Origin of the sequence: Erwinia billingiae Eb661 (assembly GCF_000196615.1) — a bacterium.
Lineage (GTDB): Bacteria > Pseudomonadota > Gammaproteobacteria > Enterobacterales > Enterobacteriaceae > Erwinia > Erwinia billingiae.
Genome location: NC_014306.1, coordinates 3,529,764 through 3,554,524, shown reverse-complemented (window position 1 = coordinate 3,554,524; position 24,761 = coordinate 3,529,764). Strand labels below are relative to the sequence as shown.

Annotated in this window: 29 protein-coding genes and 1 tRNA gene; 26 read left to right on the top strand and 4 right to left on the bottom strand. The window is 49.9% G+C overall.

Going from position 1 to position 24,761, the window contains the following annotated elements:
• The first annotated feature begins 81 nt into the window (after positions 1–81).
• From EBC_RS17595 to EBC_RS17525, 15 genes are all read left to right on the top strand, one after another.
• Positions 82–834 carry a DUF6651 domain-containing protein gene (locus EBC_RS17595; RefSeq protein WP_013203197.1) on the top strand — a complete coding sequence of 251 codons (753 nt, stop codon included), beginning with the start codon at positions 82–84 and terminating at the stop codon, positions 832–834.
• 15 nt (positions 835–849) lie between these two features.
• Positions 850–1,974, top strand: a complete 1,125-nt coding sequence (locus EBC_RS17590; protein ID WP_013203196.1) for a P22 phage major capsid protein family protein — start codon at positions 850–852, stop codon at positions 1,972–1,974.
• Positions 1,975–2,020: 46 nt separating this feature from the next.
• Positions 2,021–2,248 (top strand): hypothetical protein, encoded by a 228-nt coding sequence (locus tag EBC_RS17585; protein ID WP_013203195.1) that lies wholly within the window; start codon positions 2,021–2,023, stop codon positions 2,246–2,248.
• Positions 2,248–2,640, top strand: a complete 393-nt coding sequence (locus EBC_RS17580; protein WP_013203194.1) for a hypothetical protein — start codon at positions 2,248–2,250, stop codon at positions 2,638–2,640. The genes EBC_RS17585 and EBC_RS17580 overlap by 1 nt, the downstream gene beginning before the upstream one ends.
• A gap of 1 nt (position 2,641) precedes the next feature.
• Entirely contained in the window at positions 2,642–3,286 is a 645-nt protein-coding gene (locus EBC_RS17575; protein ID WP_013203193.1) for a hypothetical protein, read from the top strand.
• A 1-nt stretch (position 3,287) separates the two neighbouring features.
• Complete coding sequence (locus EBC_RS17570; protein ID WP_013203192.1) at positions 3,288–4,109, top strand: hypothetical protein; 822 nt, start codon at positions 3,288–3,290, stop codon at positions 4,107–4,109.
• A 3-nt stretch (positions 4,110–4,112) separates the two neighbouring features.
• A complete protein-coding gene (locus EBC_RS17565; protein ID WP_013203191.1) occupies positions 4,113–4,298 on the top strand; it encodes a hypothetical protein in 186 nt (61 codons plus the stop codon).
• Between the two features lie 60 nt (positions 4,299–4,358).
• The gene (locus tag EBC_RS17560; RefSeq protein ID WP_013203190.1) at positions 4,359–5,915 is read left to right on the top strand and encodes a phage tail protein; all 1,557 of its coding nucleotides are present in this window, start codon (positions 4,359–4,361) and stop codon (positions 5,913–5,915) included.
• A gap of 45 nt (positions 5,916–5,960) precedes the next feature.
• Positions 5,961–6,392 (top strand): hypothetical protein, encoded by a 432-nt coding sequence (locus EBC_RS17555; protein ID WP_013203189.1) that lies wholly within the window; start codon positions 5,961–5,963, stop codon positions 6,390–6,392.
• 10 nt (positions 6,393–6,402) lie between these two features.
• Entirely contained in the window at positions 6,403–6,780 is a 378-nt protein-coding gene (locus EBC_RS17550; RefSeq protein WP_013203188.1) for a hypothetical protein, read from the top strand.
• Between the two features lie 181 nt (positions 6,781–6,961).
• Positions 6,962–7,399 (top strand): phage virion morphogenesis protein, encoded by a 438-nt coding sequence (locus EBC_RS17545; protein WP_013203187.1) that lies wholly within the window; start codon positions 6,962–6,964, stop codon positions 7,397–7,399.
• Between the two features lie 314 nt (positions 7,400–7,713).
• Entirely contained in the window at positions 7,714–7,893 is a 180-nt protein-coding gene (locus EBC_RS17540) for a hypothetical protein (RefSeq protein WP_013203186.1), read from the top strand.
• 10 nt (positions 7,894–7,903) lie between these two features.
• Positions 7,904–8,386, top strand: a complete 483-nt coding sequence (locus tag EBC_RS17535; protein WP_013203185.1) for a type II toxin-antitoxin system death-on-curing family toxin — start codon at positions 7,904–7,906, stop codon at positions 8,384–8,386.
• An 86-nt stretch (positions 8,387–8,472) separates the two neighbouring features.
• Complete coding sequence (locus EBC_RS17530; protein ID WP_013203184.1) at positions 8,473–8,970, top strand: hypothetical protein; 498 nt, start codon at positions 8,473–8,475, stop codon at positions 8,968–8,970.
• A 76-nt stretch (positions 8,971–9,046) separates the two neighbouring features.
• The gene (locus tag EBC_RS17525) at positions 9,047–11,347 is read left to right on the top strand and encodes a phage tail tape measure protein (protein ID WP_013203183.1); all 2,301 of its coding nucleotides are present in this window, start codon (positions 9,047–9,049) and stop codon (positions 11,345–11,347) included.
• A gap of 39 nt (positions 11,348–11,386) precedes the next feature.
• On the opposite strand, the gene EBC_RS17520 is transcribed toward EBC_RS17525, so the two are convergent.
• Positions 11,387–11,929: an ATP-dependent Clp protease proteolytic subunit gene (locus EBC_RS17520; RefSeq protein WP_013203182.1), complete on the bottom strand. Its 543-nt coding sequence runs from the start codon at positions 11,927–11,929 to the stop codon at positions 11,387–11,389.
• A gap of 113 nt (positions 11,930–12,042) precedes the next feature.
• Between EBC_RS17520 and EBC_RS17515 the strand changes: the two genes are divergently transcribed.
• The 11 genes from EBC_RS17515 (at position 12,043) to EBC_RS17475 (ending at position 20,800) form a co-directional block, all read left to right on the top strand.
• Complete coding sequence (locus EBC_RS17515; protein ID WP_013203181.1) at positions 12,043–13,032, top strand: hypothetical protein; 990 nt, start codon at positions 12,043–12,045, stop codon at positions 13,030–13,032.
• Positions 13,033–13,034: 2 nt separating this feature from the next.
• Entirely contained in the window at positions 13,035–14,150 is a 1,116-nt protein-coding gene (locus tag EBC_RS17510) for a type IV secretion protein Rhs (RefSeq protein WP_041692075.1), read from the top strand.
• 17 nt (positions 14,151–14,167) lie between these two features.
• A complete protein-coding gene (locus EBC_RS17505) occupies positions 14,168–14,746 on the top strand; it encodes a phage baseplate assembly protein V (protein WP_231853670.1) in 579 nt (192 codons plus the stop codon).
• Positions 14,747–14,755: 9 nt separating this feature from the next.
• The gene (locus EBC_RS17500; RefSeq protein WP_041692074.1) at positions 14,756–15,121 is read left to right on the top strand and encodes a phage tail protein; all 366 of its coding nucleotides are present in this window, start codon (positions 14,756–14,758) and stop codon (positions 15,119–15,121) included.
• A 4-nt stretch (positions 15,122–15,125) separates the two neighbouring features.
• Entirely contained in the window at positions 15,126–16,253 is a 1,128-nt protein-coding gene (locus EBC_RS17495; RefSeq protein ID WP_041692073.1) for a baseplate J/gp47 family protein, read from the top strand.
• Positions 16,254–16,916 carry a hypothetical protein gene (locus tag EBC_RS17490; protein ID WP_013203176.1) on the top strand — a complete coding sequence of 221 codons (663 nt, stop codon included), beginning with the start codon at positions 16,254–16,256 and terminating at the stop codon, positions 16,914–16,916.
• A 71-nt stretch (positions 16,917–16,987) separates the two neighbouring features.
• Positions 16,988–18,754 (top strand): hypothetical protein, encoded by a 1,767-nt coding sequence (locus EBC_RS26030; protein ID WP_013203175.1) that lies wholly within the window; start codon positions 16,988–16,990, stop codon positions 18,752–18,754.
• A 14-nt stretch (positions 18,755–18,768) separates the two neighbouring features.
• Positions 18,769–18,915, top strand: coding sequence for a hypothetical protein (locus EBC_RS25820; RefSeq protein WP_013203174.1), 147 nt, complete (start codon positions 18,769–18,771; stop codon positions 18,913–18,915).
• Between the two features lie 124 nt (positions 18,916–19,039).
• The gene (locus EBC_RS17485) at positions 19,040–20,071 is read left to right on the top strand and encodes an acyltransferase family protein (RefSeq protein WP_013203173.1); all 1,032 of its coding nucleotides are present in this window, start codon (positions 19,040–19,042) and stop codon (positions 20,069–20,071) included.
• Between the two features lie 164 nt (positions 20,072–20,235).
• Entirely contained in the window at positions 20,236–20,478 is a 243-nt protein-coding gene (locus EBC_RS17480) for a DNA polymerase V (RefSeq protein ID WP_173363016.1), read from the top strand.
• A gap of 1 nt (position 20,479) precedes the next feature.
• Positions 20,480–20,800, top strand: a complete 321-nt coding sequence (locus EBC_RS17475) for a S24/S26 family peptidase (protein WP_013203171.1) — start codon at positions 20,480–20,482, stop codon at positions 20,798–20,800.
• 998 nt (positions 20,801–21,798) lie between these two features.
• Here EBC_RS17475 and EBC_RS17470 read toward each other — a convergent pair.
• The 3 genes from EBC_RS17470 to EBC_RS17460 form a co-directional block, all read right to left on the bottom strand.
• Positions 21,799–22,956, bottom strand: a complete 1,158-nt coding sequence (locus tag EBC_RS17470; RefSeq protein ID WP_013203169.1) for a tyrosine-type recombinase/integrase — start codon at positions 22,954–22,956, stop codon at positions 21,799–21,801.
• Positions 22,957–23,116: 160 nt separating this feature from the next.
• Positions 23,117–23,191: transfer RNA gene (locus EBC_RS17465), tRNA-Arg, on the bottom strand.
• Positions 23,192–23,639: 448 nt separating this feature from the next.
• On the bottom strand, positions 23,640–24,557 hold the full coding sequence (locus EBC_RS17460) for a formate/nitrite transporter family protein (RefSeq protein WP_013203168.1): 918 nt from the start codon (positions 24,555–24,557) through the stop codon (positions 23,640–23,642).
• Between the last annotated feature and the right edge of the window lie 204 nt (positions 24,558–24,761).

Below are 24,761 nucleotides of genomic sequence, written 5' to 3'. Positions count from 1 at the left end.
CCTTTTTTATTGCCGAAATTCTGCGGATGCAGAGCGGCGCACCGGGCCGGATGGCCTAACGATAAGGTTGGATGACCAGATATGAAACTGAAACTCGACGAAAACGGCCATGTAGTTGTATCCGATGGCAAGCCTGTTTATGTGCATGACGATGGCAAAGAAGTTGCTTTTGACGCTCCTGGCACTGTCCAGACGATTTCCCGCCTGAACGGTGAAGCAAAGTCACACCGTGAGCGTGCGGAGTCAGCTGAGACGGCTGTGAAAGCTTTTGAGGGTATCAAAGACCCAAAAGAAGCGATGAAGGCACTCGAAACCATTCAAAACCTCGACGCTAAAAAACTGGTGGATGCCGGTGAAGTCGAGAAAGTCCGCGCTGAAGCGATCAAGGCGGTTGAAGACAAATACGCTCCGATTCTTCAGGAACGTGATGACCTCAGCAACAAACTGATCGCCGAAAAAGTTGGTGGAAGCTTCGCCCGCTCGAAGTTTATCTCGGAAAAAATGGGTATTCCCGCCGACATGGTGGAAGCCCGCTTTGGTAATAACTTCAAGCTCGAGGGTGACAACGTCATCGCCTACGACAAATCAGGCAACAAAATCTTTAGTGCAAGCAATCCAGGCGAAGCTGCCGGGTTTGATGAAGCGCTGGGGATTCTCGTCGAACATTACCCATACAAAGACCAAATCCTCAAAGGGACCGGCGCATCAGGCGGTGGTTCTGGCGGTGGCAATGGCGGTACGGGTGGCAAAACAATTTCCCGCGCCCAGTTCGAAGCACTCAGCCCAACAGAGCAGAGTTCCCAGGCTAAATCAGGCGTTCAAATTACCGATTAATAGGAAACAAATTCGATGGCTAACACCCTCACCGGCCTTATCCCTGACCTGTACGAATCACTGGATGTTGTTTCTCGTGAACTGGCAGGCTTTATCCCGTCCGTGACTCTGGATGCTTCCGCTGAGCGTGCTGCGCTTAACCAGGCTATCCGTATCCCGATCTCACCTGCTTCAGCTGCAGAAGATGTCGCCCCTGGCCAGCTTCCGCCAGACGACGGCGATCAGGTGATTGGTAACACACCATTCACTATCTCCAAATCACGTATGGTTCCGTTCCGTTGGAGCGGTGAAGAGCAGAAAGGAATCAATAACGGTCCAGGTTATAGCAACATTCGCCGCGACCAGATTTCTCAGGCAATGCGTACGCTGGTTAACGAGATTGAAACCGACCTGGGCAAACTGGCATACCTGTCTTCACGCGCATCCGGTACCGCCGGCACCACGCCATTCGCTACTAACCTGAGCGACACCGCACAGGCTCGTAAAATCCTGTCTGATAACGGCGCACCGTTGAGTGATCTGCAGTGTGTTATCGACACGACTTCTGGCGCCGCACTTCGCACCCTGGCTCAACTGACCAAGGCTAATGAAGCGGGTACTACCGCGTTACGCGCCCAGGGCACATTGCTGGAACTGCATGGTTTCAACATTCGTGAGTCAGCTGGCGTGGCAACCCATACCGCTGGTACTGGCGCGAGCTATGTGACCAATGGCGCGCTGGCGATCGGCGCTACCGTCATCCCGGCGCAGACCGGTACAGGCACCATTCTGGTTGGTGATGTCGTCACCATTGGGGCATTCAAATACGTGGTTACCTCAACGCTCTCTGGTGGTTCATTCACCATCGGTGCACCTGGCCTGCGTGCTGCTGTTGCCACCGGCGCGACGATTACCGTTGCCAGCAACTTCACTGCTAACTTCGCATTCAGCCGCTCTGCCATCGTATTGGCAACTCGCGCGCCTGCTTTGCCTGAAGAAGGCGATATGGCCGATGACCGCATCATGATCACCGACCCGCGTACCGGTATGGCGTTCGAAGTTTCGATGTACAAACAGTACCGTCGCGTTCGCTACGAAATTGCGGCCGCATGGGGCTGCCAGAACATCAAGCCAGCTCACACCGCGATCATGCTGGGCTAACAACTCTGCCGCCGGGAAGCTGGCGGCTTAACTCTGGAGAAATATCATGGCTACCAAGTCAGAAGCTAATAACGACCAGACCAATAAACAAACCACCGATCTCGCCAATGTGGATAACGCTGACGCACTAAAAGCAAAAGAGAACGTCAAGCTTGTGACGATGGTGCGTGACCCGGATATCTACGAAGCTCCCCACGAAGCCAGTGTTCATCCTGATGAAGTCCAAAACTACCATTCAGGCGGCTGGGTAGAGAAGAAAGACGAGGCGAAGTAATGCTCACCGATCAGCAACTGGCCGACACGCGGCGATATATGGGTTATTCAATGCTTGGCGATATAGTTGCTGATGACAACAGCGACTCAGCCTATGGCTGGGTTTCTGCTGGTGCATGGCAGACTTTAGCTCATCGCCTTAAAACTCTGCGCCCGGAAGAGGAAACAATCGTCGTTAAATACCTCACGACACTGGCTACTCTCGAGGACGCAATCCCGGCGTCTGGCGACAACCTCGATACAGACCAGGCTGCGGTGTGGTATCACAACAAAAACGAAGTTCGTGACCGCACCAAGCTTTACACGCAGTGGCGTCGCCAGCTCTGTGGTTTCATCGGCATAGCTCCGGGACCATCACTGGGCAACGGTATCACTCAAGTTATCAGGGGGTGATATGGATGCTGCAAAGCTGAGAAGTAAGGTTTATATCGGCTACGGTAAAGCGGCGAAGCGTATCGGTTATGATGCTCAGCAGTTCAGGGCAACAAGTGCAGCGGATCCGCTTGCAAATGAATCACTTCAAACGCTGCCGGCATCCTTCACCACGAATTTCTCATACAGCGCACCGAATAAATACGGGCAGGCTACGTGGCTAGGTGTGTTTGATGGGCGTGAGTTCCTAACCGGTGATTTTCTGGTTTCCCCTCAGGATGGCACTTTCTTTGTGGCCGCAATGCAAACCACTCTCCCTATCTATTGCGTTCAGACCAACAGAATCATAAAGGTTCTTCGGACAACGCAGGAGCCGGGGAGTGGTGGGCTACAGGGGTATGGAGGCACAACCGCGGCTAACGAGTTGGCGATTATGTCTGGCTGGCCTGCCAGCATCCTGCAGGGTACGAAAGGGGAGAAAAGCTCCCTGAATCTACCGGCTGATGCAAAAACGCCATGGTATGCAATCCTGTTTCCCGCTTATCCGGGTATCACTCTGCGTACCAGCGACATTATCACCGACGATATTGAGCGCCGCTATGTCATCTCAAGTGCTGAACTAACCGATATGGGCTGGCGCGTGACCGCGATGCAGGCAATGGTGTGATATGGCTGACCAATCAGAAGTAAGCAATGTGATCGCCGCGAAAGTGGCTGCCACGGTATATCCGAATGGCACTGCATCACTAAGCATCGCAAATGCAGTCATCAAGATTTACCCTGGCTGGCCGGTTCCCAACATATTGCAGCAGGATATCAATGCCGGCGGGGCTCATATCTCGGTATGGGCATTACCAACTGAGCGGAAGATTGGCAGTGAATTGGGGCGCCCTTACCGGGTAATCAGTACAGGCGAACCTCCGATGATCGCAACGGTATCAGGTCAGCAGGTGACTCTTTCCGGTGCCGTATCGCTGCCGACGAACGTTTACTTTCTGATTGATGGCGTTGGATATCACTATCCGGTTCAGGGGGGCGATTCACTTACCTCAGTAGCTACCGCCATGGCATCCCAGATACCTGGCGCGAGTAATGCAGGGCCGGTCATTAGCATTCCTGATGCCAGAACCATTATTGCGCGTACTGGCGGCGTGGGCACGGCTTCGAGAGAACTTCGCAGGCAGGAGAAGGACTTTCAGATAACCGTTTGGGCGCCTTCACCACAAATGCGCTCCCTGATAGGCCCGGCTCTTGACTCTGCTTTGTCAGAAGAGAGCAATGTTTCACTGGGCGACTTTGCCCCGGCCTACATACTTTATAAGCGCCAGTTTGATACTGATGCCAGCGAGAACTACCTCGTTTATCGCCGCGACCTGATTTACACCGTCAACTACGCCACAACTCAAACCATTGCAGCGCCGCAGGTTATCGCTCCTGTGATGAATATTACCGACACCTCAGGCAACCTCATTAAAACCATTCTGGAGTAAGAAATGGCAGATTCTGCAGAAGAAACAGCGCCAGTCGCTAAGGCTGATACGAAAGGGCCAGGCTACATCCTGGTGGTTCGCCATGCCTTTGCTGACTATCAGGTTGGTGAAGAGATTAGCGACTCAGCAACGATCAAAGAAATCCTCGAAGGTGAGCAGGCCGTGTACGTGATCAAGCGCGCCGCGTAATTCACCCCCTGTGACATCCCAACCCGCCCAATGTGGCGGGTTTTGTATTTGGAGAAGAACATGCCGATTTACCAATCTGGCAGTTTAAACACTACGGCGCTCACGGCCCCTGATTTGTATGTTCAGGTTGTGGCACCGAAAACGCGATACATCAATGGCGTTGCGACTGACGGCCTTGGTATTGTCGGCATTGGCAGTTGGGGCCCGGTTAACAGCGCGTTTCTGGTTGGTTCGGATACTGACCAGTCGCTCTATCTCGGATCTCCGCAGAACCGTAAATACGACCTTTCAACGGCCGTCTCAATCTCTCTTCAGTTGGGCGCGACTAATCTTAACTGCGTTCGCGTGACCGACGGCACCGATATGGCAGCCAGTATCGCTCTGAAGGATACGGCGTCAACTCCAGTGACTGGTATCACACTGACCGCCATTTATACCGGTACGCGTGGGAATAGCATTCAGGCAGCAGTAACGGCTGGTACAGCAGTAAGTTCTTACAAGCTTACGATCAACCTGCCGGGCCAGAGTGCTGAAGTGTTCGATAACATCACCGGTACCGGCGCGACTCTATGGGCAAACATGCTGAGTGCTGTGAATAACGGGCAAACAAGCGTTCGTGGAGCAAGTCAGTTAGCGATTGCAACGATCGGAACCAGTACCGCAGTGCCGAATGTTGTCGCAAGCTATACCATGGCGGGCGGCACCGATGGCACTGCGACCATCACTGATACCACGCTTCTGGGTACGGATGGCACCAGTACTACCCGTAAGGGTATGTATGCGCTGCGCGGCACCAATTCTCAGGTAATCAACCTGGCAGATCTGACTGATTCAACGGCCTGGCCGACTATGGCAACTTTTGCTGCAGCGGAAGGTTCATTTGGTATCAGTCAGGGTGTGGCTGGTACGACCTATTCGGCACTTTCAACACTGCTCAACACTTCCGGTGTTGATGACTGGCACATGAAAGTGATCGTCGGTGACTGGCCGTACTGGAAAGACACGGTGAACGGTGTGAACCGGATGATTTCGCCGGCAACTTTCGAAGCAGCTAATATCGCGTCCCGGTCACCGCATATTTCCACGCTGAATAAGCGGATCAGCACCATCATCGCAACGCAGCGCCAACTGGCAAATCAGCCTTACTCAATCCCTGAGATTGGTGCGATCAACTCTGCTCGTCTGGACGTCATCACAAACCCGTGCCCTGGCGGAAACTATTTCGGCATGCGTTCCGGCCGGAATACCAGCTCAGTGCAGAGCCAGAACGATGACACTTACACCCGCATGACCAACTACTTATCGCTGACCATCGCGGCAAGCTTTGGTGATGTTGTGGGCCAGAACCAGACAACCGAACTGCGCAGGGAAACGAAGAGCACCATCGAGTCATTCCTCACATCCCTCGAAGATGCAGAGATGATTGGTGACCCGAACGGCGGCCCGGCCTTCTCCGTGAAACTGGATGCTTCTAATAACCCAGATTCCCGCGTTGCACTGGGTTACATGGTGGCTGACGTGCAGGTCAAATACCTCAACGTGGTGCGCTACTTCCTGGTGAATCTGGAAGGTGGTGGCAGCGTTTCAATCGCGGTTTCCAATACCCCATCCAGCTAACAACCTTAGCCCTGCTAATCCGGGGCTTCTTCTTGGAGAATTACCATGCCGCAACTTGGCTACACTCTGGGCCGCGACGTCGCCGTTGATATCAACACGCCTACCGGCAAGCTTCGCATCCCGAAAATTATGACCTTCGACGCTAAGCCACAGGTCTCCAACCAGAAAATCACCCCGCTGAATGGCGTGAGTGATGAGTTGCAAATCCCGATCGGCTGGAACGGCACTATCACCGCCGAGCGTATGGACGGCACGCTGGATGACTTCTGGGCGCAGTGGGAAGAGAACTACTTCAACGGTATCGATCAGCAACGCGGCACCATCACAGAAAGCATCACTGAATCAAATGGTACCCTCAGCGTTTACCGTTATGAAGGCGTGTCATTCCACCTCACCGATGCTGGTAACAAACAGGGTGAAAAGACCGTCAGCCAGACACTGGCATTCACCGCAAACCGCCGCAAAAAAGTTAACTAAGGGAAAATAAATGGCTCAGGTAACAGTGCACGAAACCAAAGATGAAGAAGTGAAGGCACCGGCAGTAAAAGATAACCAGGTGAAAGACTCAAAAGGCAGGTTAATCACACTGCGCGAACTGGATCCGCTTCAGGAGTCTCGCCTGACCGTTGCGGTCGGTGCGGAGATGGCAATGAACGTGATGTATATGAACCTGTATGCATTCCCCGTTGCCGCGGTAGCTGAAATTGATGGCGATGATTATGCGGTTCCGCAGAACGCAAAGCAGGTTGAAACGATGCTTTCGATTTTGGGCAAGGAAGGTTTGAAGGCCGTCACCAAATATCTCCGGGTTAAGAGCGAAGAAGAAAGCGCAGCTGACGCAGTGGATGCCGCAGCAAAAAACTAGCCCAGAACCCCGGCTTCGTTAACCAGTGCTGGCTGATGAAGTCAGGGGTTCCTTTCAGCGTGATTTTCCCTGGCTTGAATGAATTACTCCCTCATGAGCGGATAGCGATGGGTGTTGTAACCAGAGAGTTTGAGGGCGGCGTTTACAACTGGACAACCCGGCAGTGGGAGGAGAGCACGTGATGGATCTTGATATGTTCGCAAGAGAGATTGCTCAGTCTTCCGCTGCAATTGCGATTGGCCTTGAAAGTCAGTTTAAGCTGATCGTCAAGGACATTGAGGAAACGGCAAAAGAAGAGCTGGGCATTTACCAGCCTGCCGTTGGCTCTTTCGATGCCTGGGCGCAACTCGCTGACTCAACAATGGCAGGGCGTTTATCAGCTGGATACTCAGCCAATGAGCCATTACTTCGTTCCGGAGAGCTTCGCGACACAATTGAAAGTCAGGTAGTGGGGCTGGCGGCAATAGTAGGGACCAAAAGCGAAATCGGATTGTGGCAGGAAGTTGGCACAGACCGCATCCCGCCAAGGCCATTCATTGGCCCCGCATACGTCAGGAAGATTGACCCTCTGATGGATGCAATTGGGCTGGCTATCACGACTGGCTTCAAAGCTTACTGATGACTACATGGCGAAGAAGGCGAGGAGGCTCTTACAAGAAAAATCTCGCACTACGAAAAATTGATGATTTTATATGGGCATTAAAGCTCATGAGAAGGCCGTAGAGAGTTCCATTTTGAATGCTGCTTTAGGTATATGTAAAAAATGGGGTGTTCAAACTTCCATTCAGAGTCTCTATCGCAGTGATAAAAACTTGTCTGGTTGCAACTTGCACGTTGCAGCTATAGAATCACTTCTATCCGGTATCGGAAACGATACCAACTAGCTGAGTCATTATGCATCGGCTGCTTTAAGTAATTTGAGAGGGTATACCCATGGGTCACGCACAAAAAAAGGTAGAGAGATTGTACATTCCGCCTCGTGACAAGAGCATCGTAGCATCTCCGCAAGCGGCAATGAGTGATGATACGACTCATCTTGATCAGGTCAAAAATGCTTTTGGCTTTGGTTTCGCGCGCTACGAAAAAGCTATGGAAGACCTATCTAAGGTGTAAGTGAATACACATGGCAGAGCATGTTGATGGAGTTAACTACCTGTCTGTTGATGATATTGTCTATATCAATACGTCATTGATCGAGGCCCAAACTCCTAATGAGCCTATCGAAATCCTAAACCTCAATGGATTAGGTTCATCCCAAGCAAGACCAAGCCAAATCAGATATTATGAGCAGACAGATGACATGTTTCATCTGTCTGCAGCACTCATTGAAAGCCTCATTCAAAATCATCCTTTCGCTAACGCCAACAAGCGCACAGCTATGATGTCTGGTTACATCTTTTTGCTCATAAATGGTTACGAGTTGACGGCTCCCGACCATGAAGTAGTGACCATTGCTGAAGGTATGGCAAAAAAAGAGTACGACGCGGAAGATTTGGAAAACTGGCTATGCCACTGGTCTAGGTCCTATGATGCCAGGAATTTGTGTGCCAAAGTTAGGCTCACAGTATGCGAAATTGTTAGGCTAAGAATTTCCAAGATTGATTGAAACAACCCGCACTCGCGGGTTTTTTGCTTCCATTTGCATAAGACTCCCTTTAGGATTACTCCGAACATTACTCTTGGGGCAGGGATATGAAGAAGATAGGATTAGTGATTTTATTGGCGTCTATAACAGGTGTGGCACACGCCCAATGGGCAACTAGTGTAGACGACGACATCTTCTCTGGTGGTAAGAAAGCGACCATGGTTGCTTCAATCGGAGATTACAACGACAGTAGCGCACTTATATTTGATTGCACAAAAAATGAACTCTCCTTCGCGTATATCGAGCGCTCTAATCAGCCTGAAAAAGCCTCCCATCTACCAGTAGATATGTTTGTCAAGATTGATTCGGGTGATATAAAAAAAATGAAATCATCATTTGAAGAAAGAAATGATAAATATATTCAGGCTGGAGTTGATGACAAAGACATCATAACTCAAATTTTGAAAGAGGCTGCAAAGGCTAAATCGAAGATGATAGTTGGGATTTCCAGCGATGTCATCGGGCAACACTCAGTAACAGCAAATGTTTCTGGTTCCAGCAAAGCTGTTAACCAGTTCGCTACAGCATGTGAGATTAAGCTTTAGTAATTAGCTCTCGCTAAATACATCTCAGACCCAGCCAATGAGCTGGGTTTTTTTATGCCCAAACAAAGAGGTTTCTATGGATGTTCAGGCTTATCGCGTAGCTGTTCGCATCGCCCTTGATGACCAGATCACCCGAAACATGCTGCAGGTTAGCCGTGATGCCATCCAGCTCAATAAGAAATTCGTTGAGATGGCGAAAAATATCAAGACTGTAACCAGTGCAGCCAAAGAAGCTACCTCGGCAATGCGCTCCATGAACAGCGTAATGAATAACCAGTTTTCAGGTGCGACGCGCGGTGCGAATGAATATGCCAGTGCTATGCGTTCTGCAGCGGATCATGCACAAAGAGCCAGTACTGCCACCCGAAATCTTCCTGCGCTGACCGGTGGTTATGGCAGCGGATCTGCATTCCCAGCAATGGCTGCAGGTGCATTTGCATTATCGGCTGGTAGTGCTGGCGGCGGTGGCGGAGCTCGTCGGGGTAATGGACTAATGGCCTTGCCTGGGCCACAAGGCCAGGGAAGCGAATGGGGCGGATGGAATAATGGTGTCCCACCAGGTGGTTGGGGCGGTGGCGGATCTGGTGGCGGAGGCAATGGCTCATCCAATCGCGGCTTCGGTCCTGGCTCTCATGCTGATGGCATGACAAATCTTGCGACCGGTTATCTGGGTTTCAAGATGCTGGATGGGTTTGTTAATGAGGCTGCAAAATACGAAACCATGTCTGAGAAGTTCAATCAATACGGCATGGGGGCTGCGGCGTTAAAGGATGCACAGAATTTTTCAGAAACCACAAAAGTACTCGGCACGTCTACCACTGACATGCTCAAGTATTTCACCGAGGCCCAGGGTGTATTCCGTGAATCAGGTGCTCACTCCATTGAGGAGCAATTGAAGGCTGCAAAATTGGCCGCACCCGTCCTGGCACGCATTAATTTTGCGTCACAGGGGCTTGATGAGCACACGAAAGAAATGACCACGGCTAAGCAGATGGACATGCTCCGTTTTGTTGAAACAGCAGGTGGTCTGAAGAGCCCGCAGCGATTTAACGAATTGATGGATGCAGGATTTAAGGCGATCCAGTCTTCTGGCGGTAACGTCGACTTCACTCAATACCGCCAATTTATGGCGAAGGCAGGGACTTCAGCATTCAACCTTAGCAATAAGGCACTATTCGCTGAACTTGAGCCGATTATCGGCGAGTTGAAGGGCAGTGCGGCCGGTGATGCACTCATGACATCTTATAACCGGTTAAACGGCATCGTGAAGCTACCTAATCAGGTGACGCACGACCTGATGAAAATGGGAGTGTGGGACGCCAATAAAATCGAGCTGAACAAAATGGGAGGCATAAAGCGCTTCCTCGGCAATCCTCTCATTAACTCTCAACTGTTCAGCCAGTCACCGGTTGATTACTACGAGAAGATGATTCTTCCAATCTACCAAAAGAATAACTACACCGAAGATCAAATTCAGCGTGAGAACGCCCTGATATTTGGCCGAACCGGCGGCAAAATGTTTAACCTCATCGATAAACAGATGGGGACCATTCATCACTCCGTAGACTCATACGACAAGGCTCGAGGGCTGAACTCGGCTTACGGTGCGGTGGGCGGGACTTATAATGGCAAGATGATCGACTTCCAGAAAAAATGGGAGAACTTGCAGTTGGTCATGGGTAAAGACGGCGGCTTGCTGGACACGTTCACTAAAGGGCTTGAGGGACTAACGTCAGTTATGCAGCGTATGACTGATATTGCCCATAAGAACCCAGAGTTGGCTAAGTTCGTCGCTCAGGCAGCACTTGCGGTGACTGGCTTGGCGATATTACGCGGTGGAATTTGGGCCATGAAGCATGCAGCCTCGGCTCTTTTCACGCCGATTAAGTTTCTTACTGGCGCGGAGGGGTTGCCTAAGCTCGGGTCTGCTTTAAGTGGCCTGCAAAATACGGTTATCACCGCTGCTGGTTATGCTATTGCAAGTTCAGGTGTCGAAATTTATCGACGCATTAAGGCAATGGCTGAAGGGAAGGGATACGATCAAATTGCATCCCAGTCCGCTGAAATGTCAGAGCGCGATCGCCTTGCCCATGAGAACGCGAAAGCTAATGGAGGGAGCTATAAACCCTGGAGTCCATCCCAAGCTGATTTCGACGCAGAGAAGGGGCGCTACCCTTCTGTACCACCAAAAGTGTCTTCTGCCAGCAATCAACCCGTGAATCTGTTACTCACCCATGAGGGCAGGCAGGTACTTGTTGCAACAGTAATCGGGGGTATGAGCAAGCAGGCAACAAAAGCTCCTTCTTCAACCAGCGCATTTGATTCATCCATGCTCATGGCCTATCCGGGTCAGGTAAGCAAGCTATCAAGTCAGTAACCCGCCATTTGGCGGGTTTTTAAATGAAGAACATCTATATCAGCAGGTAACGGACCAGTTAGCAGCGGAATTTCTCAATGTTGCTCTTGCCACAGATGTGGCCATACCGCTAGAGGTGGCTGCATCGGCGTCCAATATAGTGGCAGCGTTGATCATGTCGCCCCAATTGATATCGCTTCTTTGCGTTTCGCTGTTGAGAATCTCAACAAAACGCTCGAAATCGTTATCAAGACACTTAGACCATTCAGCGATTCTGGCATGATCGGCGGCGGGAGTAGAGAATCCCCAATGTAGGGGGTGGAGCAGGAACCTTGAACCGGGGTTTGTACGTCTTTCTGAGCCAGCCATGAAAATGATGTTTGCTACTGACTCGACGTTACTGATGTTATGTGTGATCACCGGAATGCTTAGAGATTTCAAAAAATGATAGGCGGTAAAACCTGAAATGAGGTCTCCTCCACCGCTTGAAATATGCACATTTAATGAGGTGGCGCCATTGCCAATTGCCTGCAAGCAACATTGCTGAAATAAGGAAACAGTTTGAGCTGTTACTGGGCATAAAAAGTGAGCTGTGTGTAACATTTTTTATCCTTAAGAATTATCCGAACAATAAAGATATTCTTAACTGATGTTGAAAGTAATCCTGACATTTGATCAGTTAATGCGTGCTTAAAATTCCTCTTAAGGAAGCAAATATGTCTTTTATCAGCGCACTGAACAATTTCTCGCAGGGCTATGACCCCTCTGTGACCCGTGTAGTACTTGGGGATTTCGAGTTTCTGGATTTCGAAGTCCCTGAGCGCATCGCCATACCCGGCAGGCAGAAGACCGTTCTTCACCAGATGATTGGTGGTAAGCGAACTATTGACGTTCTCGGCATCGAATATGACCCGCTATCATGGTCTGGCATCATCACCGGTTCTCAGTCCGGCGATCGTGTCAGCGCGCTCGAGCGGATGCGTGACGCCGGGGAGCAGTTAACCCTGACGCTGGATAATTACAGCTTCACGGTGGTTATAACCTCGTTCACTCCGGTATATGAGTTCATCTACCGGCGACCATTCACGATTGAGGTGGCGATCGTTAGCAACAATGCTTCGCCACTGAAGGTGGATGCATTAACCGGGGCGCTTGAGGGACTAATTGATAGCGATATAGGGAAATCCCTTGGCCTCGCTGAAATCATAGACGTTGATAGCGTTACAAGCGCTGTCACGACCGTACAAAGCGCTGTTAAAGAGGTGACTGACTTCGCTCATGCCACGGTTGAGCAAGTTCAATCTGTTGTCAGGCCGATCGTAGCCGCGCAGGTGATTATTCAGCAGCAAATCGGGCAACTTGAATCCGCTGCTAATGACATCACGACCCTGGGCGGGCTTGTTCCGGGCAATCCGATTTCGAAGACCATCAGCAACCTGTTATCGCAGGCTGATCAGTCAATGAAAATACCGGCGCTCTACAATCTTCAAAGCGTGCTTGGCCGGCTAAATAAAAACGTAGATTCAGGGCAGACTGCTGATGGCGTCCGATCGGTAACGTTGTCTGGCGGCAATCTTTACCAGGTTGCTTCTGACCAGTACGGAGATGCCTCTCTCTGGAGCAGCATTGCTTCGGCCAACAACCTTACTGACCCGCAACTAACTGGCATCAACACGCTCACCATACCCTCTAATCCGACGAGTTAGCCATGGATGTTAACAACGCAATAACTGAATCCAGCGCCCGCCATATCAGCGGGCGTTGTCTTTTGAATGGGGTTGAAGTGCCGTTTGTATCCTTCAGTGTCGAGAGTAATGGCTTTCGAGGGGCTTCTACCTTTGATCTTGTACTGGCGATATCAGCGCTCCCTGCCACTATGGGATTACTGAATTACTGGGCTGTGCAAACCACGATTAAGGTCGAGTTGTCTGCCTCAATAATTACTAAATCAGGAACGAACGAAAAGAAGCTGATTATCGGGAATATCGATAACTGGCATTACGACCCGGCGCGCTTCGAAATCACTGCAGATGGCCGCGATTTCATTGCTCTCTTCATCGATGCCAAGTCAGCCGGTGAAAGCTTCAAAAACTACACCAGTTCGCAAATCGCAACGATGCTGGCTGAGCGCCACGGCCTGAAAGCGGCGGTTACCCCAACAACGCAGCGCTTCGGTGAATTTTACCAGATTGATTCAGCCCACCTCACCGGCGAACAAACCGAATGGGACTTGCTGACAACGCTGGCTGCTATTGAAAACTTCTCAGTCTGGGTGGAAGGTGAAACCCTCTATTTCCAGCCAACGAAAGACCCTGCAAAAGCCGATAACTACGTAATTCGCTGGCAGCCGCCGGGGGCATTAGCTTACCCGCAGTGCAATATGTCTGATGACTTGTCTTTCTCGCGTGCCTTGACGATATCAAAGGGTGTCACTGTTGAGGTGTTGAGCTGGAACGCCAAGAGAAAGAATAAGCAATTCGTTGCTTCCTACCCTAAGAATGCCAAAGGAACCACACCGGGTAATGCAACTGCCAAAACTCAGATTTACCGGGTTATCCGCAATGGGCTCTCTCCGGAGTCAGCTGCTGCACTGGCGCAGACCATATATCAGCAGGTCATTCAGCATGAGATGAAATTCAGCGGCTCGACCGCCGGCGATAACTTTCTTATGCCACAAACTATGGTGCGTATCGAAGGCACAGCGAGTCCGTTTGATCAGCTTTATTACTGCGATAGTGTTCGACGCACTCTGAGCTGGGAGTCCGGTTATGCGATGAGCATATCAGGCAAGAATCACAGCCCAGCACTGGAGGTATCAGAGTGAGAGCATTACTGAATGCAATGGCCGCGCAGGCGCAGCAATCCGGGGCAGGGCAAAGCAGCACGCGGCAGGGCGTTATTACTGCTTACGATCCGGTTAATTATGCGGTGAAGGTTCAGCTTCAACCAACAGGTGAGGAAACGGGCTGGATACAGCTAAGTTCGCCATGGGTTGGTGATGGGTGGGGGCTGGCAGCGGGGCCAATGATTGGCGCTGCAGTTGAGGTTGAGTTTGATTCTGGCTTGATGGGCGCCGGCATGGCAGCGGGACAGTTCTATAACGATGAGGACCGCTGCCCGGGGCCGCCATCGGGGGAGTTCTGGCTGATTCACAAATCAGGCTCAATGTTGAAGTTTCTCAACACCGGAGAGGTGCAGGTCGGCTCGGCGGTGAAGATAACTTATGATGCCCCTGCTCATCACTTTACCGGCGGAGACGTTCTGATAGATGAAAACCTGAAAGTGGTGAAGGACATCACCGACAGCAATGGTTTATACGGCACGGTTCAGAAAATTCGCCTGACCTATAACGGACACACGCACCCAGAAAACGGTGACGGCGGCGGCATAACCAGCAAGCCGAACCAGCAACTAACCTAAGGGTGAATCATGTACGACATCTGGCACTACATAGGTGGGGATATTTCAACCTCACCGACGGGAGACCTGCGCCCTGCATCTGACACCGAACGCGGAAAGCAGCGCATTCTTCGGAGACTAATGACCAACCCAGGCGATTACGTCTTTCATCCTCAATATGGCGCCGGACTGGGCCGGAAGGTAGGGCAAAGCGTTAGGCCTAATGAGTGGAAAGCGTTAATCCTTGGGCAAATGCTGCTTGAGGATGTTGTCGCCACTACCCCGGCACCGGCTGTGAACCTGACCATCATCGATATGGGTGTCACTGTAGACATCAAGTACACCGACGCCACCACTGGCACTCCTGCAACATTAAGCTTTGACGTAACGAGGTAATCGCGTGGCATCACTCAATATTAAATCATTCGCAACGCTGGTTAGCGATCAGGTAACTGCTATGCAGGCCAGCGCGGCGGGGCTTGTTGACCTGGTAATTGGCAGCATCCTTCGCTCAATTACTGAATCAAATGCTGGCGTGGCGATGTGGATTCAGCAGCTGATCGTCAATCTTCTGGTTACTACCCGGGCAGCAACGTGTTCCGGTGAAGACCTTGATACGTGGATGGCAGATTTCAGCTTTTCTAGGCTATCAGCGGTACAGTCAACCGGTCCCGTAACCTTCAGCCGATTTACTGCAACAAATCAGGCTCTGATCGCTGTGGGTTCCTCGGTAACAACCACTGATGGTACCCAGGCATTTACCGTTACAACAGATACCACCAATGCCGCTTACGACTCAGTACAGGTGGGATACATCATTGCGGCCGGCGTTAGTTCCCTGTCTGTGCCTGTGCAGGCCAATACCGCCGGGGCCGCGGGCAACGCTCAGGCTGGAACCATCACCGTGATTTCAGGCTCAATCCAGTATGTGGACACGGTGACTAACAGTACAACATTCACTAATGGCAAAGATGCTGAAAGTGATACTGATTTCAGGGCGCGATTTGTCCTCTGGATTGCCTCTTTGTCAAAAGCAACCAAGGCGGCAATTGGCTATGCAATCTCCAGCATGCAGAGCGGCGTGACGTATACGCTGACTGAAAACATCGCCTACAACGGCACTGCTCAGCCCGGATACTTTTATGCAGTAGTTGATGATGGAAGCGGAACCCCCACGAGCACGTTTTTGGATCAGGTATATTCAGCAATTGATGCTGTGAGAGGCTTCACCACGACGTTCGGCGTGTTTCCGCCATCAGTGTTAACCGCAAACGTCTCAATGACGATTACTTCTGACCCGTCTGGCAGTCATTCTGCAATTGTGTCACTGGCGCAGGCCGCTATACAGGAGTACATCGCCAGTTTGTCGCTGGGCCAATTACTAACTTACACGCAGCTGGCCACAGTGGCATACGGCGCCAGCCCTCTCGTCACAAACGTATCTTCTGTAACTCTAAACTCAGGAACGGCAGACCTAGCAGCTTCAGGCAAGCAGGTCATCCGCGCCGGAACAATTGCGGTGAGCTAAATGGCTACAGGCGATCAGGACGACATCTTTACCCGCCTGAAAGGGCTGCTTCCGCCAACATGGTTTGGTGAGCTAAATCCATTTTTAAATGGCGTGCTTACCGCCTGTTCAAGTGCTCTTGCGTGGTGTTATTCGCTATATGTTTACGCGAAGCTCCAGACGCGAATGAGCACTGCAACCGATGGATGGCTTGACCTCACCGCGCATGACTTCTTTGGGAATAATTTAAAGCGAAGCGGCGGGCAGGCAGATGATTTATTCAGGAACCAGATAAAAATAAACCTGTTCCGTGAGCGAGGAACCCGCCAGGCGATTATCGATATTCTGGAGGATTTAACCGGTCAGGCACCGATTATTTTCGAGCCTCAGCGGCCGCAGGATACCGGTGCTTATGGTGGTCCAACTATTGGTTATGGCCAGGCGGGTGGGTATGGCTCCCTGTCTCTGCCATATCAGGCATTCGTCACGGCACAAAGGCCAAAGGGGAGTGGCGTTCCATACATCGCAGGTTACGCATCCACTCCTTCCGGTTTCAGCATTCCCTCACGCGGACAATATTCATCTCAAAAAATGGTCACCGGCACTGTCACGGATGCACAGGTCTACGAAGCCGTAGCCTCGGTGAAAATGGAAGGAACCATTGTTTGGGTGCGCCTGCAGTAACTAATTAAAAAATGAACACAACCAGCCTGGATGAATAAATCCCGGCCGTCTAATCACGTCTGGAGAAAGCAATGGATCGTCAGATCATCTACCCGGGAGCAATCCCATTAGAGACCGATTTACTGAACACTAACAAATACGCCATGATGGGTCTTGCTAAATTATCAGCTGCAATAATGGGCTCAAGCACTTATCTTCATGGCCTTTCCTGCACGCCATCCAGCCCCGCATCAATGGTTGTTAACGTAGCGAAAGGACAAATTTATAGTCTTCAGAACGTGGATAATTCTGCATATTCATCACTCGCCGCAGATACTGCGAACACTATTTTAAAGCAGGGTGTAATTCTCAGCTCAACTGCATTTACACTGACAGCACCGGTAACCGCTGGTCAGAGCATAAATTACCTTATCCAGGCCACCTATAACGATACTGATTCAGGCGCGGTAACTCTGCCTTATTACAACGCAGCAAACCCCTCAGTCGCCTATAGTGGTCCTAATAATTCAGGCGCCGCTCAGAATACGGTCCGTTCTGGAGTATGCACCTTATCGTTGAAGGCTGGAGTTGCAGCCACGACCGGAACTCAGACAACTCCCGCCGTTGATACTGGTTACACTGCAGCCTGGGTGATCACTGTTGCTCAGGGAACCACAGCGATATCGGCAGCGAATATCTCTTTAGCTCAAAACGCTCCATTCCTGCCTGCAGCGGGATTGATTTCAGCCATTCAACAAAGCTCTATGACATATGCAGCTGATACTGGAGCGGCCAATGCTTATGTCGCCCAGTTCGTGCCGGCGCTGCCAACGCTCATTGATGGAACGCGCCTGACTTTTAAGGCGAAAACAGCCAATACCGGATCCTCAACTTTCTCAGCAAACGGTGGGTCAGCATACCCGCTTTACTCACACGCAAATCAGGCATTGCAGGGTGGCGAGATTATTGCAAATGGCTTGGTTGAAGTAGAGTGGAACAGCACATTAACGGCGTGGGTTTTGTGCGGAAACTCAGGCGGTGCATTACCTGTGGCTGGGGCAACTCAAACCAATCATGCTGTTAACATGGCACAAGTATCTTCATTAGCTGCCGGGGTAATTGGTAGCTCTCGCAATAGTAAAATGTCACTTTCAACCGCATCTGCCTCGGCAACATTCACCTCTGACGAAATAATTGTTGGGGTAGCAGTGGGAGGAAGCCAATACCGTATAGGCAACTTTAATAAAACTGTTAACCTGACAACATTAGGCGCCGGGGGAATGGACACAGGCGCAGCGCCTGTAAACGGCTTTGTCGCTTTGTATGCCATTTACAATCCTACAAGTGGAGCTTCATCACTTCTTGCAGTCAATGCAACAGCTTCCGTTGCGCCAGAAGTTTATGGCGGGAGTAACATGCCAACTGGCTTTACCGCATCAGCCCTTGTTTCAGTATGGGCTACTGACTCAAGCTCCAAGCTTATTCCCGGATATCAGTTCCAAAGAGCGGTAAGGACGACGCAGATAACTGCTCTTGACTCAACATCAACACCGACCTCCGCTACTGCCTTGAATATCTCATCAGCAGTACCTAAAAATGCCAGCAGTTGTTTCATTTATGCAAGGTCAAGGGCATCAGCAGGCACAGGATCAATTGGTTTTGCTTTGTCAGCCGATTCAAGCGGAATTGGAAGGACTGCTGGAGGGATTTATATTGGGACAGGGCAGGCCTCTGTGTCTTATGACTCTGCGGCTATACCTATCCAGATGATCACGCCTCAAACTATTTATTACTATACTACGATAAATGGCCCTACAGCATATCAGTTCACAATTTACTGTTCAGGATACGAATTCTAAAATAGGATGACGATATGAAATTTGTTCAATTTAAAGACTCAACTGAAAAAGAATTGATATCTGTATTTTCATCTGAGCAATCAGATGAGGACTACCCAAACCTCGGCGTTATTGAGGATGATGACGACAGGTTGATTGATTTCATGAAAAAAATTGAATGATTTCATGATGAGTTGCTAAAGAATCTGTGATATTGTTATGCAAGATTTTAAGGCTGTTTTTTAATGGTCTGCTTAGTTTTCTATGATTATAGAATTAAGATAAATTTTGGCAAAGAGCGATATCATGGGATTAATTCGTTTCTTACTTGCAATATCAGTTGTTTTTTCTCACAATGGAATTAGAGTGCCTGGTATTGAAGGCCATCTTGCAGTAATGGCCTTTTTTATAATATCTGGATTCTACATGGCACTTGTGCTAAATGAAAAGTATGTTGGCAATACATCTGGATTCTATCTTGCGAGAATCCTCCGGTTATGGCCGAGCTACATATCTGTATTCATTTTAGTTGTAGTTTTCATAACGCCTATAGATTCTGGTGTTTATAGAAATATCTTGGCATCAGCATTAGTCTACTTCTTATCAATAACAATGCTTTTTTCGCAGATATTGTGGTGGTTTGGTATTGATGGTTCTGGGCACCTTGTTTTTTTGAACCAGCATGCGCAATCACTAAATATTGAACCACTTACAAATGCAGCGCATATGCAGCATATGTGGTCTGTGGGCGTTGAAATCTGCTTTTATTTAGCTGCCCCTTTGTTTGCAAGGAGTTGGAGGATCACCGCATCATTGCTTGTGATTTTCACGATAGTATACGTCACCATTAAAAGTACGCTGTTCTTTCATCATCCATTAGATCACCGAAGTGCCTTAAATTCATTCTGGTTATTTCTTCTGGGTATGATTTCTTATTGGTTGTGGTGTTTATTGAGAATGAAATTAATTGATGTCAATATAAGGTGGTGGGCTGCGTCATTGTCGGGGTGTGTGTTGATATTCGTTTTAATATCGATTATTCAACATGACTTCAATAATCCATATATTAACATAATCTGCTTCTCAATGTTTGCCGCTTCCGTCGCATTTATTTTTCACTTCACTAAAAACAGTAAGCTTGATAGATTCATAGGTGAACTCAGCTACCCTATTTATTTAATTCACTGGCCGATTGTAGCTTACGTGATTACAAATCATCGCGGAAGTTGGATGTGGTCATTAATTATGATATGCATTTCAATATTGTTCTCTTTGATATTGTATGGATTAATTGATAAGAATGTTGATAAGTACCGCAGTAAAATCAGCAATTCTTAGAGCTATAAATCAACAGTTTGATATTGACATAAGCCCGGAATCTTCCGGGCAAAACTAAATCCTCTTTACCATCAACCCACTAACACGCCCACCTAAAATCCCCTTGATAGCCTGCACCGATCAATATCACTGTATATGCATACAGTATTTGATTGGGGGCCATCATGGCACGCAGAGACGACATAGCGACAGCATTCAGAGCAAGCATCAAAATAGCGCCGAACGGCAAGCGCACGGTGACTACGGTCGACTTCGTGGAGCATCTGATGAAGGTAAACCACGATTTTACCCTGGCTGAGGCCAACCGGTGGATTGAACACTATCAGGGCAGCTTCCGCGACATCTCGACTGAAGAGGGTGAGCGGCGGATGTTTCACCTGTTCAATCATAACAACGGGGGCCGCTGACATGGGATTTCCATCACCGGCGCAGGACTACGTTGAAACGCGGATCGACCTTAATAAGATATGCCAGGTACGGCCAACTGTGAGCCTGTTCGAGATTGATGGAGTTATTCATATAATGGATTCGGGCGCGATGCCTTGTTCAGGGGATATGCTCTGTTTCGAGCTGTACGGCGAGAGGGCGGTCGGCAAGCTGATTGGGCAGTCAATCATCACCCGTGATGGTGAGGCGCTGGGGGCGGCTGCTATGGAGGATATCGTGGTGCTGGGTAAGTTGACCTTCATGGTGTCTAATTACCACGATGACAGCCGGCCGATAATATAACTGCTAAGAAATTACAAAAAAAAAGCCCACTTTGGCGGCGGGCTAAATCCTTGTAGTACACAGGTTGGTAGATCTAATGAGGTTAACGATGGATATCGTTACTCTAACCATAGTAGGGCCACGCTAAACTGCAAATTATAGGCAAAAAAATCCCGGCTATCATGGCCGGGAGATAAAGTGCATCAAAAAAATCCTGGGTTCCGTTAGTGCCCTCACTACAGCCCGACAGAGGACGCTGTAATGAACTACCGGTACAGAAGTTATCGGTTCTGCGCGTCAAAGCTTGAGCAATATTTTCGAGTTATTGATGGCAGAAAAAATCGGCCGTGGAGCCGGGAAAAAGGACATTATTACTCTTGAACCACACATACGTATTCCGCATGTCCTGAATATTTAACCTACTGCGTGGACCCAGTCGTGGCTTCTAGCATGTTATTAGGGTTCGAAAGTTTAGAGGTTTCTGAGAGAAGGGTATTAGTCATTTGACGCATAAAAAGAGCCCGCTTTGGCGACGGGCTGAATATTGGTTGTGCACAGGAATGTCTTATGAGTATAGCGATGGATATCGCTATACAATCATAGTAGTACCAATCTAAATTGCAATAAATGCAAAAAAAAAATCCCGCCAGATTGGGCGGGAAAATCGGTGTTGGGATACTTCTTTGATATAGGGTGCTCTTCGGCCCCACAAACATTATAGCCGAATTTCAGACAAAAAAATCCCGGCACTAGGGCCGGAAAATGATCGAAGCTCTTGAACCACACATGCATAATCATCCACATGTGTAGAACATTTAGCCTACTACTCTTAGTTGATGCTGGCTCCAGGCATATTCTTAGGGAGTCAAAGTTCGGATTTTTCTGGTGTGGCTATGGTTTTGGACTTGATTATTGACTGGATCTGGAGGGCATAGAGGGGAAGTACTGGACGAGCTAAATGTGATTGGCAAGGTAACCTTTTGCGCCCGACGCGTTTACGGGGAGCGCCGGCCGACAATTTAGCTAACCTTTCCGTCTATCCAGTCGGCCCACCATTGCATCATCTCCCGGCGTTTCTCCAGGTATTGAGCATGGTTGTAGATGCCCCGAATGGTTCCGCTGTCATGGTGAGAAAGCTGTCTCTCAATGGCGTCATTTGGCCACTCATGCTCATTCATGATGGTGCTGAACTGGTGGCGGAATCCATGTCCACTTGCCAGTCCCTCATAGCCAATCTGGCGGATCACCTGCAGAACAGCGTTATCACTAAGGGATTTCTTTTTGTCATTTCGGCCAGCAAACACAAACAGGGATACGGGTTGTGTGATTGGCCGCAGTGATTCAAGAAGTGTGATGACCTGGTCAGACAATGGGACGATATGGGCCCGTCGCCCCTTCATCACTTCGGGAGGGATTGTGATGGTCTTCGTTGCAAGGTCGATGTCCGTCCATTTCAGCGACCGCATCTCAATCGTTCTCAGGGCAGTATACTGCAGAAACTGTGTGGCCACCCGGGATACAACGCTACCCGAATAGCCTGCAAGAGCCTGGTTGAAAGCCGGTATCTGGTCGGAAGGCAGGAAAGGGTAGTTCTTTTTGCGGTAACCCTTCATCGCATCAGCAAGGTCTGGTGCTGGATTGTATTTTGCCCTGCCAGTTATGATCGCATAACGGAAAACCTCACCACAGCGGCGGCGGGCCTTATTGGCACGCTCCATCGCCCCTCTTTCCTCATACAGCCGGATAACAGACAGGATCTGCATCGGCTCAATCTCGCTTATCTCCATGTCGCCAATCATTGGCAACACATCATCTGCGAACATCCTTCCAAGCTCTTCCGCGTACTTCAGAGACCACACCTGCCTTTTATGCTCATACCATTCCCTGTAAATCGCTCCGAAGGTGTTTACCCTGGCCAACTGCTTCTTAGCCTTAATTGGGTCAACCCCTCCAGAAACATCTTTGCGTGCAAGCCATGCTTTGTCCCGTGCTTCCTGCAGAGACATTAGTGGGTATTTTCCGACAGTGAGAACCTTCTCTTTGCCCTCAATCTTGTACCGCAACTGCCACACCTTCTTCCCCGATACCGGGACATACAGATACAGGCCATTACTGTCCAGAAGCCGGTAAGGCTTGTCTTTTGGTTTGGCAGCGTCGATCTGCTTTACGGTAAGCATGGGTAAAATTCCGGTGGGTAAATTTATTTACTCGTTTTTTACCCGCCAAACTATGCGGCTGTCAACGAACTATTGCGAACTAATGCGAACGATGATTTCTTGCGAGTGCTGATATGGCTGGGGATTTACGAACTAAAACGGAGGGTAGCGAACGGTCAGATGGTGTCCCCTGCAGGAATCGAACCTGCAACTAGCCCTTAGGAGGGGCTCGTTATATCCATTTAACTAAGGAGACAGCGGGCGGCAGTATAGCGCGCTTTTAGTCGCAGATTAAGCACTTACCCGGTCAACTGCTGGTTTTGTCGCCAGTTACCCCCAGTTTCCTGCCGCAACTGCCCGGTTACCGCAAAACACCCGCAAACGCAATTTTCCCCTTAGCAGCTAAATCCGCAATTTATGCGCTGGATCAATATTGCCCTAATCGTGCAGGACTACTGTAAAGCAAAGTAAATCCACGGCTCTACGCTAACGTCCTGAAGAGGTAAGACTATGTCTATGAAACTGTCCCTTGCGGTTATCACAGTGATCTGGGTGGGTTATGTTGTCTATGCCGGAACCTTCTACGCCGCCACCTGGTCGATGTTCAACTAAGCGCTGACAGGATGCCAATCTCGCCGGTTATCCTGTAAAAAAGGCCCCATCGGGGCCTTTGTCATTCAGGTCTGCTGCGTGACAAAACCGCCTTACTCCGCCTGCTGAGCCTTGCCTTCTTTCTTCGCTTTGGCTTTTGCTTCGGCTTTCGCCTTAGCCTTAGCTTTGGTGCTCATATCGTTACGGATCTGCGCATGACTGATCACCGCGAAGATAAAGGTGCCGCCGATGATATTGCCGGCCAGGGTTGGCAGGGCAAACGGCCAGAGGAATTCATGCCAGCTGATCACCCCGTTAAACACCAGATAGAGCACTTCCACCGAACCAACCACGATATGCGCCAGGTCGCCCAGGGCCACCAGCCAGGTCATCAGGATAATGACCCAAATTTTTGCCGCACCGGCAGAAGGGAACATCCACACCATGGTGGCGATAATCCAGCCGGATACCACCGCATTGGCAAACATCTCTCCCGGTGAGTTCTCCATCACTTTTTGACTGATGGCCACAAAGGCATCCCGCGTAGCTTGATCAAATATCGGCATATGGGTGAAGGCCAGTGACGCCAGCGCCGTACCGACCAGGTTACCGCCCAGCACGATGCCCCACAAACGCAGCAGTAGCAGCAGGTTGCTGCCCGACGGTTTGTGCATAATCGGCAATACCGCCGTAACGGTGTTTTCCGTAAACAGCTGCTGTCGCGCCATAATCACAATGATAAAGCCAAAGGTGTAGCCCAGATTCTCCAGAATAAACGCGCCCGGCACGCCTTCCAGATTGACCTGAAAAATCCCTTTAGCCATCAGCGAAGCACCCATCGAAAGCCCTGCCGCAATGGCCGAAAACAGCAGGGCCAGCCCATCACGTTCTAACTCCTTTTCACCCTCCTGACGGATCTGCTCATGTACCGCCGCCGCGCGTGAGGGCAGGGCCTCCTCATCCACCTCGATCTCTTCGCCTTGTTCACTTTCCTGACTTTCTACTTCGCCATCATCCTGTTTCTTATTCATTATTTTAGTTCCCAGTGGTAATTACTCTCTAAGCGTAGCGTGTTTATCGGGAAGTTGAAATGTAACGAAACCTCAGAAGAAGCGTAACAAACCTTTAACCGCAAGGCTTTTTTGCGCGATTTGTGACGCGTAACAGGCATAATGCCTTACCCGGGAAAAATGCAGGGCTACTGCAGGCTGCGATGAACTGATTGCCTGTGGTAC